Source organism: Streptomyces sp. DSM 118878 (assembly GCF_052936595.1).
The window spans coordinates 5,417,680-5,431,151 of record NZ_CP193622.1 but is presented as its reverse complement, the minus strand read 5'-3'; the positions used below and the strand labels follow the sequence as shown (position 1 = coordinate 5,431,151).

Genomic DNA, 13,472 nt, shown 5'->3' with positions numbered 1-13,472 from the left:
CTGACGGCATGAGTGATCAGCCCCGCCGTCTCGTCCTCGCCTCGAAGTCACCCGCGCGCCTCGGCCTGCTGCGGCAGGCGGGCTTCGCCCCCGAGGTGATCGTCAGCGGCTTCGACGAGGACAAGGTCACCGCGCCGACCCCCGCCGAGCTCGCCCTGGCCCTCGCCGAGGCCAAGGCGTCCGTGGTCGCCGCGCGGCCCGAGGCCATGGGCGCCCTCGTCATCGGCTGCGACTCGGTCCTCGAACTGGACGGGCAGGCGCTCGGCAAGCCCGCCGACGCCGAGGAGGCGACCGCCCGCTGGAAGTCCATGCGCGGCCGCGCGGGCGTCCTCCAGACGGGCCACTGCGTCCGCGACACGACCGCGGGGACCTACGCCTCGGCGACGGCTTCGACCGTCGTCCGCTTCGGTGAGCCCACCGACGAGGAGATCGCCGCGTACGTGGCGAGCGGCGAACCGCTGCACGTGGCCGGGGCGTTCACCCTGGACGGCCGCTCGGCCCCGTTCATCGACGGCATCGAGGGCGACCACGGCAACGTCATCGGCCTCTCGCTGCCGCTGCTGCGCCGCCTGCTCGCGGAACTGGGCGTCGGCGTCACGCAGTTGTGGGCGTGACCCGGCCGGCCTTGTCGTAGGCCACGAGCGGCAGCACGATCAGGCCGAGCACGGCCATCATGAAGGCGAACGCGGGCCAGCCCACCAGGCCCACGCAGAAGGCGCCGAGCACCCCGTGCACGACGGCGCAGGTGATGAGCAGCACCCGCCCGAAGCGCCCCGGCGCGCGGTCGCGGGCGGCCGCGCGGGCCAGCGTGAGCGCGCAGAGCACGAGGTAGCCGCCGAAGACGATGCCGGCGATCCACGTCGACACGGTCATCGCGTGCGGATCGAGGCCGGCCAGTGACATGTCCTGCTTGTCGACGACCATGCCCAGGAACCAGTTCAGGAGCGCGATGCCGACCGCCTCCACGAGGAGAACGATCGCGCCCAACCAGGCCACCGGTCTGCGCGCCACGGCGCCCCACCCACTTCCGCTCTGCTGTTACCCCTGGTACGTCCGATCCCTGCGCACGCTACTAACCGGTAAGGGGCGGGACAAGAGCTGCGCCCCGGGCAAAGAATCATTGGGCCATTGGTAGGGACTCCACAAAGAAAGGTCCTCTGCCGCAGCACTGCCTCACAGAGACCTTGACCACACCGGCGGGCTAGGCTTCCGGCAAGTAACCCCGCCTACCGTGGTAGGACAAGGGTTTTCGCGGACCGAGCGGGCGTCGCATCACACTCCGTGTGGGCAAGCTCACCCTTGGGGATGGGTCGTACAGCCGTGTCCACAGTCCCTAAACTCGGCTTGTTTCAAGGAGGGAGCCATCGTGCGCAAGGTGCTCATCGCCAACCGTGGCGAAATCGCTGTCCGCGTTGCCCGGGCATGCCGGGATGCAGGGATCGCGAGCGTTGCCGTCTACGCAGACCCCGACCGGGACGCTCTGCACGTCCGGGCGGCCGATGAGGCGTTCGCGCTGGGCGGTGACACTCCGGCCACCAGCTACCTGGACATCTCCAAGGTGCTGGCAGCGGCCAAGGACGCGGGGGCGGACGCGATCCACCCCGGCTACGGCTTCCTTTCGGAGAACGCCGACTTCGCGCAGGCCGTCATCGACGCGGGCCTGAACTGGATCGGCCCGCCGCCGCAGGCCATCCGCGACCTGGGCGACAAGGTCGCCGCGCGGCACATCGCGCAGCGCGCCGGTGCCCCGCTGGTCGCGGGCACCCCCGACCCGGTCTCCGGAGCCGACGAGGTCGTCGCCTTCGCCGAGGAGAACGGCCTGCCGATCGCGATCAAGGCCGCGTTCGGCGGTGGCGGGCGCGGCCTCAAGGTCGCCCGCACCCTCGAAGAGGTCCCGGAGCTGTACGACTCCGCGGTGCGCGAGGCCGTGGCGGCCTTCGGCCGCGGCGAGTGCTTCGTGGAGCGCTACCTCGACAAGCCGCGGCACGTGGAGACCCAGTGCCTGGCCGACAAGCACGGCAATGTCGTGGTCGTCTCCACCCGTGACTGCTCGCTCCAGCGCCGCCACCAGAAGCTCGTCGAGGAGGCGCCCGCGCCGTTCCTGACGGCCGAGCAGAACGCCGAGCTGTACGCGGCGTCCAAGGCCATCCTCAAGGAGGCCGGCTACGAGGGCGCGGGCACCGTCGAGTTCCTCGTCGGCGTCGACGGCACGATCTCCTTCCTGGAGGTCAACACCCGTCTCCAGGTGGAGCACCCGGTCACCGAAGAGGTCACCGGCATCGACCTGGTCCGCGAGATGTTCCGCATCGCCGACGGCGAGGAACTGGGTTACGACGACCCGCCGCTGCGCGGCCACTCCTTCGAGTTCCGCATCAACGGCGAGGACCCGGGCCGCAACTTCCTGCCCGCCCCCGGCACCGTCACGGCCTTCGCGCCGCCCTCGGGCCCCGGCGTCCGCCTGGACGCGGGCGTCGAGTCTGGCTCGGTCATCGGCCCGGCCTGGGACTCCCTCCTGGCCAAGCTGATCGTGACCGGCGCGACCCGCGAGCAGGCGCTCCAGCGCGCCGCCCGCGCGCTCGCGGAGTTCAACGTCGAGGGCATGGCCACGGCCATCCCGTTCCACCGGGCCGTCGTCAAGGACCCGGCGTTCGCGCCGGAACTGACCGGCTCCGACGCCCCGTTCACGATCCACACCCGGTGGATCGAGACCGAGTTCGTCAACGAGATCCCGGCCTTCACCGCGCCCGCCGCTGACGCGGAGGCCGACGAGGAGCCGGGCCGCGAGACGGTGGTCGTCGAGGTCGGCGGCAAGCGTCTTGAGGTCTCCCTCCCCTCCTCCCTCGGCATGACGATCGCGCGCACCGCGGCGGCGGGCGGCGCCCGTCCCAAGCGCCGCGCGGCCAAGAAGTCCGGCCCCGCCGCCTCCGGCGACACCCTCGCCTCGCCCATGCAGGGCACGATCGTGAAGATCGCGGTCGAGGAGGGCCAGCAGGTCAACGAGGGCGACCTGGTCGTCGTCCTGGAGGCCATGAAGATGGAACAGCCTCTGAACGCCCACCGCTCGGGCACCATCAAGGGCCTCACGGCGCAGGTCGGCACCGGCCTCACCTCCGGCGCGGTGATCTGCGAGATCAAGGACTGACAGCGGCACACATGCCACGGGGCCGAGCTGACCTCCAGCCCGGCCCCGTGGCACGTTCCGGGCCCGGTCATGGCCACAAGGCACCCCACCGCCCGACACGCGCCCCACGAGCAGTGGCATTCTGGTGACGCGAAGAGCGATCGGAGGCGCGGGGATGAAGACCGGCATGGGCCCCCAGGCCAGAGCGGCCAGAGCACAGCGGGCCGACGCGCGACGGAATTACGACCGGCTGGTCGCCGAGGCGAGAGCCGCGTTCGCCGAGCACGGCACCGGCACGTCCCTGGAGGACGTGGCGCGCCGCGCGGGCGTCGGCATCGGCACGCTCTACCGGCACTTCCCCAACCGCCACGCGCTGATGAGCGCCGTGTGGGAGGACGCCGTACGCGACCTCCTGGCCCGCTCGCACGCGCTCCTCGACGACCCGCATCCCTGCGCCGCGCTGGTGACGTGGCTGCGCGCCATCGTCACTCATGCGGGTGAGTACCGCGGTCTGTCCAGCGCCCTCATGTCGGCGTCGCACGACGACACTTCGGCGCTGGCCCGGTGCAGCAGGCCCATGAGCGAGGCGGGCGCGGCGCTGCTGGCCCGCGCGCAGGAGGCGGGGGCCGTGCGGCCCGGCGTCTCCATCTCCGACCTGCTCCAGCTGACCAACGCGATCTCGCTGGCGGCCGAGGAGACCCCGGACGACCCGGAGTTGGCCGACCGCCTGCTCACGCTGACACTCCGCGGCCTACGGGCCGAGGACCGGGCAGCGGCCTAGCCCCGGCCCGTGCGGCCTCGTCATGTGCGGCTCAGCGGCGGCGCATGTCCGCGACGCGCGCGGTCCGCTCCCCCGGCGGCTGCTCCCCGAGGATCGCGCTGCGCAACTGCTGTCCCGAACCCGTCCCGTGGCTGCGCCGCTGACCCGGCAGGGGCACGTCCCTGCGCGGCTGGCGCCCCGCGGGGGCGGCGTCGGGACCGGGCCCGGCTTCAGGGCCGGCGCCGCCGCCCGTGACCGCGATCTGCACGCCCTGGTCGGCCAGGGCCTGAAGTTCCGTGCCCGCGCGGTCGTCGTGCGCGGGTGGTTCGTCCGTGACCAGGCGCGTGATGACGTCCGTCGGCACCGTCTGGAACATCGTGTCGGTGCCGAGCTTGGTGTGGTCGGCGAGGACCACCACCTCGGCCGCCGCCTGCACCAGCGCGCGGTCCACGCTCGCGGAGAGCATGTTGGACGTGGACAGGCCGCGCTCGGCGGTCAGACCACTGCCCGAGAGGAACGCCCGGGAGACGCGCAGCCCCTGGAGGGACTGCTCGGCCCCGCTGCCCACGAGCGCGTAGTTGGAACCGCGCAGGGTGCCGCCGGTCATGACGACTTCGACGCGATTGGCATGGGCCAGGGCCTGGGCCACCAGCAGGGAGTTGGTGACCACGGTCAGGCCGGGGACCCGCGCGAGCCGTCGGGCCAGCTCCTGCGTGGTCGTACCCGCCCCGACGACGATGGCTTCGCCCTCTTCGACGAGACCCGCCGCGAGATCGGCGATGGCCGTCTTCTCGGCGGTCGCGAGATGTGATTTCTGCGGAAAGCCGGACTCCCGCGTGAATCCGCCCGGCAATACCGCACCGCCATGTCGGCGGTCGAGGAGTCCTTCTGCCTCCAGCGCGCGCACGTCCCGCCGTACGGTCACTTCGGAGGTCTGGACGACGCGGGCGAGCTCACGGAGCGATACCGCTCCGTTGGCCCGCACCATTTCGAGGATCAATTGGCGACGTTCTGCAGCGAACACGAAACTGACAGTAACCCCAACGACCGTCTGCTTTCAGCAGTATGCGCCGAATTACAGAAGTTGTTCGCACGGCAGGGCGGGAGATGGTATAGCCGCCTACTCACCGCGCCTATGCCGCGCGAATGGGCCGCAACAGTGCGTGACCTGCGGAGAGTTGTTTCAAGCCGCCGCTTCGATCAGACCTCGCCGGCCGTCTTCCGCGTGTGCAGTTGCCGCGCCACCTCGGCGATCGATCCCGAAAGCGACGGGTACACGGTGAACGCGTTCGCGATCTGCTCGACGGTGAGATTGTTGTCGACCGCGATCGAGATGGGATGGATCAGTTCCGAAGCACGCGGAGAGACCACCACACCGCCGACCACGATGCCCGTACCCGGACGGCAGAAGATCTTGACGAATCCGTCGCGGATGCCCTGCATCTTCGCGCGCGGATTGCGCAGCAGCGGAAGCTTGACGACCCGGGCGTCGATCTTGCCCGCGTCGACGTCGGCCTGGCTGTACCCGACGGTCGCGATCTCGGGGTCCGTGAAGACGTTCGACGACACGGTCTTCAGGTTCAGCGGTGTCACCGCGTCGCCCAGGAAGTGGTACATCGCGATGCGCCCCTGCATGGCGGCGACGGAGGCGAGCGCGAAGATCCCGGTCACGTCACCGGCGGCGTACACGCCGGGCGCGGACGTGCGCGACACCTTGTCGGTCCAGATGTGCCCCGAGTCCTTGAGCCGGACCCCGGCCTCCTCCAGACCCATGCCACTGCTGTTGGGGATGGCACCCACGGCCATCAGACAGTGCGTACCGGAGATGACACGGCCGTCGTTGAGCGTCACCTCCACCCGGTCGCCCACGCGCTTGGCGGAGGCGGCGCGCGAGCGGGACATGACGTTCATGCCGCGGCGCCGGAAGACGTCTTCGAGCACGGCCGCGGCGTCCGGGTCCTCACCCGGCAGCACGCGGTCCCGGCTGGACACCAGCGTGACGTTCGACCCCAGCGCCTGATAGGCGCCGGCGAACTCGGCACCGGTCACACCCGAACCGACGACGATGAGCTCCTCGGGCAGCTCGTCGAGGTCGTAGACCTGGGTCCAGTTCAGGATGCGCTCGCCGTCGGGCAGGGCGTCGGGGACCTCGCGCGGGTGCCCGCCGGTCGCGATCAGCACGGCGTCGGCGACGAGGGTCTCCTCCGTCCCGTCGGCCGCGCGCACGACGACCTTCCGGGACCCGTCGGCCTCCTGCTGGCCCTCAAGACGCCCGCGGCCGCGCAGCACGCGCGCGCCGGCCCGCGTGACGGAGGCGGTGATGTCGTGGGACTGGGCGAGCGCGAGCCGCTTCACACGGCGGTTGACCTTCCCCAGGTCCACGCCGACGACCCGGGCCGGACTGTCGATGTGCGGGGTGTCGTCCGCGACGATGATCCCCAGCTCCTCGTACGAGGAGTCGAAGGTGGTCATCACCTCGGCCGTCGCGATCAGAGTCTTGGACGGCACGCAGTCGGTGAGCACCGACGCCCCGCCCAGACCGTCGCAATCGACGACGGTCACCTCCGCGCCGAGCTGGGCGGCCACCAGTGCCGCCTCGTAGCCGCCGGGTCCGCCACCAATGATCACGATCCGAGTCACGTACTCCATTGTCCCGCACGCTTCAAGGTGCGCACGCGGCGGGGGGCTCCGTCGGTGCGGTGCCCCCCCGTACGGGCGCTCCTGACGTTGCGGGAGGGGCGTACTTGATTGCTGCCGTACCCTCGTCCTCATGTCGCTCTACGCCGCGTACGCCGGCAATCTGGATCCGCGGCTCATGTCACGCCGCGCCCCGCACTCACCGCTGCGCGCGACCGGCTGGCTGAACGGCTGGCGGCTCACGTTCGGCGGGGAGCACATGGGCTGGGAAGGCGCGCTCGCCACCCTCGTCGAGGCCCCTCGCTCGCAGGTCTTCGTCACGCTCTACGACATCGCGCCCATGGACGAGGAGTCCATGGACCGCTGGGAGGGCGTGGGCCTGGACATCTACCGCCGCATGCGGGTCCGCGTCCACACCCTGGAGGCGGAGGAGCCCGCCTGGGTGTACGTGCTCAACGGCTACGAGGGCGGACTGCCGTCGGCGCGCTACCTCGGGGAGCTCGCGGACGCCGCGGAGTCGGCTGGAGCGCCGCACGACTACGTGATGGAGCTGCGCAAGAGGCCTTGCTAGGGCCGGTCGGCGCACCCGCGGGGCCCTTCGTCGGAAACGACAACACAACAATCGGATTCCCGTGAGCATCGTCATCTACGCGCGTAGGGCGAGAGCGGCTACTCTCGTCGGCGTGAACGCTTCAGTTATTCCGGACAGCATCCAGGGCGACCCCTACGCCGCCGCCGACGCCGCCGCCGCGCGCCTGCGCGAGCTGACGGGCGCAGAGACCCACGACGTCGCCCTCGTGATGGGCTCGGGCTGGGCACCGGCCGTCGGCGCGCTGGGCGAGCCGGAGGCCGAGTTCCCCGTGACCGAGCTGCCCGGCTTCCCGCCGCCGGCGGTCGAGGGCCACGGCGGCCGCATCCGCTCCATCAAGATCGGTGAGAAGCGGGCGCTGGTCTTCCTGGGCCGCACCCACTACTACGAGGGCCGTGGCGTGGCCGCCGTCTCGCACGGCGTGCGCACCGCCGTGGCCGCGGGCTGCAAGACGATCGTGCTGACCAACGGCTGCGGTGGTCTGCGCGAGGGCATGCGCCCGGGTCAGCCGGTCCTGATCAGCGACCACCTCAACCTGACGGCCACGTCGCCGATCGTCGGGGCGAACTTCGTGGACCTCACCGACCTCTACTCGCCGCGGCTGCGGACGCTCTGCAAGGAGATCGACGCGTCCCTGGAGGAGGGTGTCTACGCCCAGTTCCCCGGCCCGCACTACGAGACTCCGGCGGAGATCCGTATGGCCCGCACGATCGGTGCGGACCTGGTCGGCATGTCCACCGTCCTGGAGGCCATCGCCGCGCGCGAGGCCGGGGCGGAGGTCCTCGGCATCTCCCTGGTCACGAACCTTGCCGCGGGCATGACGGGTGAGCCCCTCAACCACGAGGAGGTGCTCCAGGCGGGCCGCGACAGTGCCACCCGCATGGGCGAGCTCCTCGGCCAGGTCCTCACCCGCATCTGACCTCGCGGCAGCCGCCGCCGGTGCCCCGGACCTGCCGCCCCCGGCAGTCGCTACCGCCGGTTACCCCGCATCCACCCTGCCCCGGCGCTCCGCGCCGGATACTTCCCACCCACCCGCCCGATACTCCGTAGCTGCGGATGGATGAGCCGGCGACGGGGTGGGGTCGTACCCGGGCGGGGTCGGGACCGGCGGCAGGCCAGGCCATGTGGGATGGGACCCGGCGGCCCGCAGGTGCGGTCCGAGGCGAGGGGACGTGTCGGTATGTCTGCCCGGAGCACGGTACGCATGGCTATGGGCCTCCGAAGCGGCCCGGCGGCCACGCAGGCGATAGCGAGGACGGACATACCGGCGCGGCCCCGCCCCACAACGGACCGATGCTGAAGCGCCCGGCCGCCCAGACCCCCAGCACCGACCCGCACCCACCCGCACCCCGAGAACCGCTGAAGCGAAGCCGCAACGAAAGGCTGACGACACCGTGCAGGACGACTCCGAACTCACCGCGCGGGCCCACGCCTGGCTGGCCGAGGACCCGGACCCCGAGACCCGCGAGGAGCTGGCCAAGCTCATCGACGCCGAGGACACCGAGGAGCTGGCGGCACGCTTCGCCGGCACCCTTCAGTTCGGCACCGCCGGCCTCCGGGGCGAACTCGGCGCGGGCCCCATGCGCATGAACCGCTCCGTCGTCATCCGCGCCGCCGCGGGCCTGGCCGCGTACCTCAAGGCGAAGGGCCAGACGGACGGCCTGGTGGTCGTGGGCTACGACGCCCGCCACAAGTCCGCCGACTTCGCCCGCGACACCGCCGCCGTGATGACGGGCGCGGGCCTGAAGGCGGCCGTGCTCCCCCGCCCCCTCCCCACCCCCGTACTCGCCTTCGCCATACGGCATCTCGGCGCGGCGGCGGGCGTAGAGGTGACGGCCAGCCACAACCCGCCGCGTGACAACGGCTACAAGGTCTACCTGGGCGACGGTTCCCAGATCGTCCCGCCCGCGGACGCGGAGATCGCGGCGGAGATCGACGCGATCGCCTCCCTCGACGACGTCCCGCGCCCCGAGACCGGCTGGAAGATCCTCGGCGACGAGGTCCTTGAGGCCTACCTGACCCGCACGGACGCGGTCCTGGCCCCGGATTCCCCCCGTACCGCCCGCGTCGTCTACACGGCGATGCACGGCGTCGGCAAGGAGACCCTGCTCGCGGCGTTCGACCGTGCGGGCTTCCCGGCCCCGGTCCTCGTGGCCGAGCAGGCCGAACCGGACCCGGACTTCCCGACGGTCGCGTTCCCGAACCCGGAGGAGCCGGGCGCGATGGACCTGGCCTTCGCGACGGCGGCCCGCGCCACTCCCGCGCCCGACCTGATCATCGCCAACGACCCGGACGCGGACCGCTGCGCGGCGGCGGTCGTGGACGGCGGCGAGTGGCGGATGCTGCGGGGTGACGAAGTAGGAGCGCTCCTCGCCGCACACCTGGTGGAGCGCGGCGCACGCGGCACGTTCGCCGAGTCGATCGTCTCCTCCTCCCTCCTGGGCAGGATCGCGGCGAAGGCGGGCCTCCCGTACGAGGAGACGCTGACCGGTTTCAAGTGGATCGCCCGCGTCGACGGCCTGCGCTACGGCTACGAGGAGGCGCTCGGCTACTGCGTGGACCCCGACGGCGTACGCGACAAGGACGGCATCACGGCGGCGCTCCTGCTCACGGAACTGGCGTCCGGGCTCAAGGAGCAAAACCGCACGCTCCTCGACCTGCTCGACGACTTGGCCGTGGAGCACGGCCTGCACGCCACCGACCAGCTCTCCGTCCGCGTGGAGGACCTGTCCCTGATCGCGGCCGCGATGCGCCGCCTGCGCGAGCAGCCGCCCACCGCGCTCGGGGGGCTGCCCGTGACGCGGGCGGAGGACCTGACGCAAGGCACTCGGACGCTGCCGCCCACGGACGGCCTGCGCTACACGCTCGACGGCGCCCGCGTCATCGTCCGCCCCAGCGGCACGGAGCCGAAGCTCAAGTGCTACTTGGAGGTGGTCGTCCCGGTGGCGGACAAGCCCGGGTTGCCGGCGGCCCGCGCACGGGCGACGGACCTCCTGACGGCCATCAAGCGCGACCTCGCGGCGGCTGCGGGCATCTGACAAGACTCCGCACGCGAACCCGAACGCCGGGCACGCGGACCGGACGCCGGGCACGCGAACCCGAACGCCCAGCCATCGGACCGAACGCCCGGCACGCGAAACCGAACGCCCAGCCATCGGACCGAACGCCGGGCAACCAAACCGGAACACCCGACAAGCCGTCCGTACCACCCCTCCGGGTGATTCCGCCGGAGCAACTGCCGCAGTGCCCGGTGCGCTGCCGGTCCCCCAGGAAGGGACGACCGGTAGCGCACTTTCACGTTCCGGGAGCCGCCGCAGTGCCGTACGGATTCTCCGAGCCCTCGACCGCCGTCCCGTCCGGCGTCCCCGCGTCCAGGTGTCCGCACGACGCGCCGCACGCGCCCCGCGGCTTCGCGGGGCGCGTGGCCCGCGCCCTGCGCCACGCCTGGCCCGCCCTCGCCGGATACGCGGCCGTACGCGGCATCGGACTGCTGGTGTTCACCGTGTGGGCGCACCGCGACCACCGCGGGGTGCGGCATCTGCTCATGGAGTCCTGGGACTGCGACTGGTACCTGCGGATCGCGAGCGACGGCTACGCCCACGAGCTGGGCACCCGCGTCGACGGCAACAACCTCGCCTTCTTCCCGCTCTACCCGCTGCTCGTCAGGGCGGGCGACGCCCTGCTGCCCTGGCTGCCGAGGGGCGCGGCGGGCCTGTCGGTCTCGCTGGCCGCCTCGCTGCTCGCGGCGTGGGGGATCTTCGCGGTGGGCGACCGGCTGTACGGGCGCATGACCGGGGTGCTCCTCGCCGTCCTCTGGGGCAGCCTGCCGGTGGCCCTGGTGCAGTGGATGGGCTACACGGAGTCCCTCTTCACGGCGCTCTGCGCGTGGTCGCTGTACGCGGTGCTCAGCGGCCGCTGGCTGTGGGCGGGCTCCCTGGCGGCCCTCGCGGGCCTCACGCGCCCCACGGGCGTCGCTCTGGCCGCGGCGGTGTCCGTGACGGCCCTGCTGGCCCTGCGGCGGTCCTTCGCCGTGAGAACCGCCGTGAGACCCGCCGTGAGACCCGCCGTGAGACCGCTCCTGGGCGCCGTCCTCGCACCCCTGGGCTGGCTCTCGTACGTCGGCTGGGTGGGCCTGCGTCTCGGCCGCTGGGACGGTTACTTCGCCGTACAGAAGCTGTGGCGCAACGAGTGGGACGGCGGCGTGGGGACGCTGCGGCGGATGCGGGACCTGTTCGTGGCCGAGCGTCCCGCGCTGTTCGTGGCGGTGGTGACGGCGGTACTGCTCGGCTCGGTCGTGCTCTTCGTCCTGTCGGCGGGCGACCGGCAGCCGCTGCCCCTGCTCCTCTTCAGCGGCCTGCTGCTCGCGATCGTGCTGGGCAGCAGCGGCGTCTACTTCCCCCGGGCCCGCTTCGTGCTCCCCGCCTTCCCGCTGCTGCTGCCGGTCGCCGTGGCCCTGGCCCGCGCGAGGACGCACGTACGGGTGACGCTGCTGAGCACGGCGGCACTGACGTCGGCCGTGCTCGGCGGCCACATGCTCCTGGGCTGGCACGGCCCACCGTGAGGCTCCGTGAGGCTCCGTGAGGCTCCGTGAGGCTCCGTGAGCCGGAGGAATGGATCAGGTGACGGCGAGCAGCACCACGAGCAGGATCGCCCCGGCGACGCTCGGCACGACGATCTCGTAGGCCCAGCGGACCGTGGGTTCGCCCTGCGCGGTCTCGGCGTCGGCCTGCCGCTCGGAGAGGTCGCGGAGTTCGTCCATGACCTGGTCGCCCTCGGAGCGGGTGGGCTTGGCCGAGGGGTCGAGGAAGGGCCGGGCGCTCGTCACCGGGTCACCCGCCGCCGCGGCCTGCGACTGCCTGCGCGCGGCCTTCTTGCGGCCGCGCAGGGAGACGGGGATCGCCCAGAGCTGGTACTTGGCGCCGGACGTGGTGACCGCCTCGTTGGAGTAGCTGGAGCGCAGCGTCGCGATGGACGCCCACGGCAGCGTGACGGTCCGGAAGGGGTTGCGGACGCGGAGCCGGTCGTCGTTGGCGTACACGGCGGGGCGCACGGTGAACGCGACGACCAGCGGTACCGCCAGGAGCAGCCCGGCGAGCGCGAGCCACGGGGTGCGGCCCTCGCCGCGGATGACCGCGTCGATGCCCAGCCAGGCGCCCAGGCCGAGCAGCAGGACGCCGCCCGCGATGCCGGCGGGGGACCGGAAGGTGCGGTCCTTGTATGCGGGCTCCGCCACGGGGTTCTGAGGGTCGCTCATACCCCGATTCTGCCTGACGCCACGGCTGCGACCTCCCGCCGGTCCGCACATGCGTACGTAACGGGCACCCGCGGGGCCGGCGGCGGCTACCGCGAGGCGGGGCGCGGGGCAACCGGCGGGAGCCCCTGTACAGCCGCTACGCGCGTAGATATGCTCCTCTCGTGACCATGCCCACTGCATTCGCTGACGTGACCGCGTCCGACAGCACGCTGCGCCGCTTCCTCCACGGGCTGCCCGGCGTCGACACGGTCGGCCTGGAGGCGCGTGCCGCCTCGCTCGGAACCCGTTCGATCAAGACCACGGCGAAGGCGTACGCCATCGACCTGGCCATCTCGATGATCGACCTGACGACCCTTGAGGGCGCCGACACTCCCGGCAAGGTCCGGGCGCTCGGCGCGAAGGCCGTCAACCCCGACCCCACCGACCGTGGCACGCCGCGCACCGCGGCCGTCTGCGTCTATCCGGACATGGTCGCCACCGCCAGGGCCGCCGTCGGGGACAGCGGCGTGAAGGTCGCCTCCGTGGCGACGGCCTTCCCCGCGGGCCGCGCCGCGATCGAGGTCAAGCTCGGCGACGTGCGCGAGGCCGTCGCGGCGGGCGCGGACGAGATCGACATGGTCATCGACCGTGGCGCCTTCCTCTCCGGCGACTACATGACCGTGTTCGAGCAGATCCGCGCCGTGAAGGAGGCCTGCGGCACCGCCCGCCTGAAGGTCATCTTCGAGACCGGCGAGCTGTCGACGTACGACAACATCAGGCGCGCGAGCTGGATCGGCATGATCGCGGGCGCCGACTTCATCAAGACCTCGACCGGCAAGGTCGGCGTCAACGCCACCCCGGCCAACACCCTGCTCATGCTGGAGGCCGTCCGCGACTTCCGCGCGCAGACCGGGGTGCAGATCGGCGTGAAGCCCGCCGGCGGCATCCGCTCCACCAAGGACGCGGTGAAGTTCCTCGTGCTCGTCAACGAGACCGCGGGGCCCGACTGGCTGGACAACCACTGGTTCCGCTTCGGCGCCTCGTCGCTCCTCAACGACCTGCTGATGCAGCGCCAGAAGCTGGCCACGGGCCGCTACTCCGGCCCCGACTACGTGACGGTGGACTGATCCAG

12 protein-coding genes are annotated in these 13,472 nt (G+C 71.9%); 8 read left to right on the top strand and 4 right to left on the bottom strand.

Annotation, left to right across the window (positions count from 1 at the left end; all coding sequences use genetic code 11):
* The first annotated feature begins 8 nt into the window (after positions 1-8).
* Positions 9-614 carry a nucleoside triphosphate pyrophosphatase gene (locus tag ACRAKF_RS24245; protein ID WP_447039510.1) on the top strand — a complete coding sequence of 202 codons (606 nt, stop codon included), beginning with the start codon at positions 9-11 and terminating at the stop codon, positions 612-614.
* Here the strand turns inward: ACRAKF_RS24245 and ACRAKF_RS24240 are convergent.
* Entirely contained in the window at positions 595-1,011 is a 417-nt protein-coding gene (locus tag ACRAKF_RS24240) for a hypothetical protein (protein WP_447039509.1), read from the bottom strand. The genes ACRAKF_RS24245 and ACRAKF_RS24240 overlap by 20 nt on opposite strands.
* Before the next feature lie 355 nt (positions 1,012-1,366).
* Here ACRAKF_RS24240 and ACRAKF_RS24235 point away from each other — a divergent pair, with 355 nt between their 5' ends.
* Together ACRAKF_RS24235 and ACRAKF_RS24230 are read left to right on the top strand one after the other, a co-directional pair.
* Positions 1,367-3,142 (top strand): acetyl/propionyl/methylcrotonyl-CoA carboxylase subunit alpha, encoded by a 1,776-nt coding sequence (locus tag ACRAKF_RS24235; protein ID WP_447039508.1) that lies wholly within the window; start codon positions 1,367-1,369, stop codon positions 3,140-3,142.
* A 154-nt stretch (positions 3,143-3,296) separates the two neighbouring features.
* Positions 3,297-3,902, top strand: a complete 606-nt coding sequence (locus tag ACRAKF_RS24230; protein WP_447039507.1) for a TetR/AcrR family transcriptional regulator — start codon at positions 3,297-3,299, stop codon at positions 3,900-3,902.
* A 31-nt stretch (positions 3,903-3,933) separates the two neighbouring features.
* Here ACRAKF_RS24230 and ACRAKF_RS24225 read toward each other — a convergent pair whose 3' ends face one another.
* Together ACRAKF_RS24225 and ACRAKF_RS24220 are read right to left on the bottom strand one after the other, a co-directional pair.
* Positions 3,934-4,905: a DeoR/GlpR family DNA-binding transcription regulator gene (locus ACRAKF_RS24225; RefSeq protein WP_447039506.1), complete on the bottom strand. Its 972-nt coding sequence runs from the start codon at positions 4,903-4,905 to the stop codon at positions 3,934-3,936.
* Positions 4,906-5,081: 176 nt separating this feature from the next.
* Entirely contained in the window at positions 5,082-6,530 is a 1,449-nt protein-coding gene (locus ACRAKF_RS24220; RefSeq protein ID WP_447039504.1) for an NAD(P)H-quinone dehydrogenase, read from the bottom strand.
* Positions 6,531-6,651: 121 nt separating this feature from the next.
* Here ACRAKF_RS24220 and ACRAKF_RS24215 point away from each other — a divergent pair, with 121 nt between their 5' ends.
* From ACRAKF_RS24215 to ACRAKF_RS24200, 4 genes are all read left to right on the top strand, one after another.
* On the top strand, positions 6,652-7,089 hold the full coding sequence (locus ACRAKF_RS24215; RefSeq protein WP_447039502.1) for a gamma-glutamylcyclotransferase: 438 nt from the start codon (positions 6,652-6,654) through the stop codon (positions 7,087-7,089).
* Between the two features lie 112 nt (positions 7,090-7,201).
* Positions 7,202-8,026, top strand: coding sequence for a purine-nucleoside phosphorylase (locus ACRAKF_RS24210; protein WP_447039500.1), 825 nt, complete (start codon positions 7,202-7,204; stop codon positions 8,024-8,026).
* Positions 8,027-8,501: 475 nt separating this feature from the next.
* Positions 8,502-10,145 carry a phospho-sugar mutase gene (locus ACRAKF_RS24205; RefSeq protein WP_447039499.1) on the top strand — a complete coding sequence of 548 codons (1,644 nt, stop codon included), beginning with the start codon at positions 8,502-8,504 and terminating at the stop codon, positions 10,143-10,145.
* Positions 10,146-10,423: 278 nt separating this feature from the next.
* Positions 10,424-11,668: a hypothetical protein gene (locus tag ACRAKF_RS24200; protein ID WP_447039498.1), complete on the top strand. Its 1,245-nt coding sequence runs from the start codon at positions 10,424-10,426 to the stop codon at positions 11,666-11,668.
* Positions 11,669-11,722: 54 nt separating this feature from the next.
* Here ACRAKF_RS24200 and ACRAKF_RS24195 read toward each other — a convergent pair whose 3' ends face one another.
* Positions 11,723-12,361, bottom strand: coding sequence for a PH domain-containing protein (locus tag ACRAKF_RS24195; RefSeq protein WP_447039497.1), 639 nt, complete (start codon positions 12,359-12,361; stop codon positions 11,723-11,725).
* 167 nt (positions 12,362-12,528) lie between these two features.
* Between ACRAKF_RS24195 and deoC the strand changes: the two genes are divergently transcribed.
* Positions 12,529-13,467 carry a deoxyribose-phosphate aldolase gene (gene deoC, locus ACRAKF_RS24190; protein ID WP_447039496.1) on the top strand — a complete coding sequence of 313 codons (939 nt, stop codon included), beginning with the start codon at positions 12,529-12,531 and terminating at the stop codon, positions 13,465-13,467.
* Positions 13,468-13,472 lie beyond the last annotated feature (5 nt).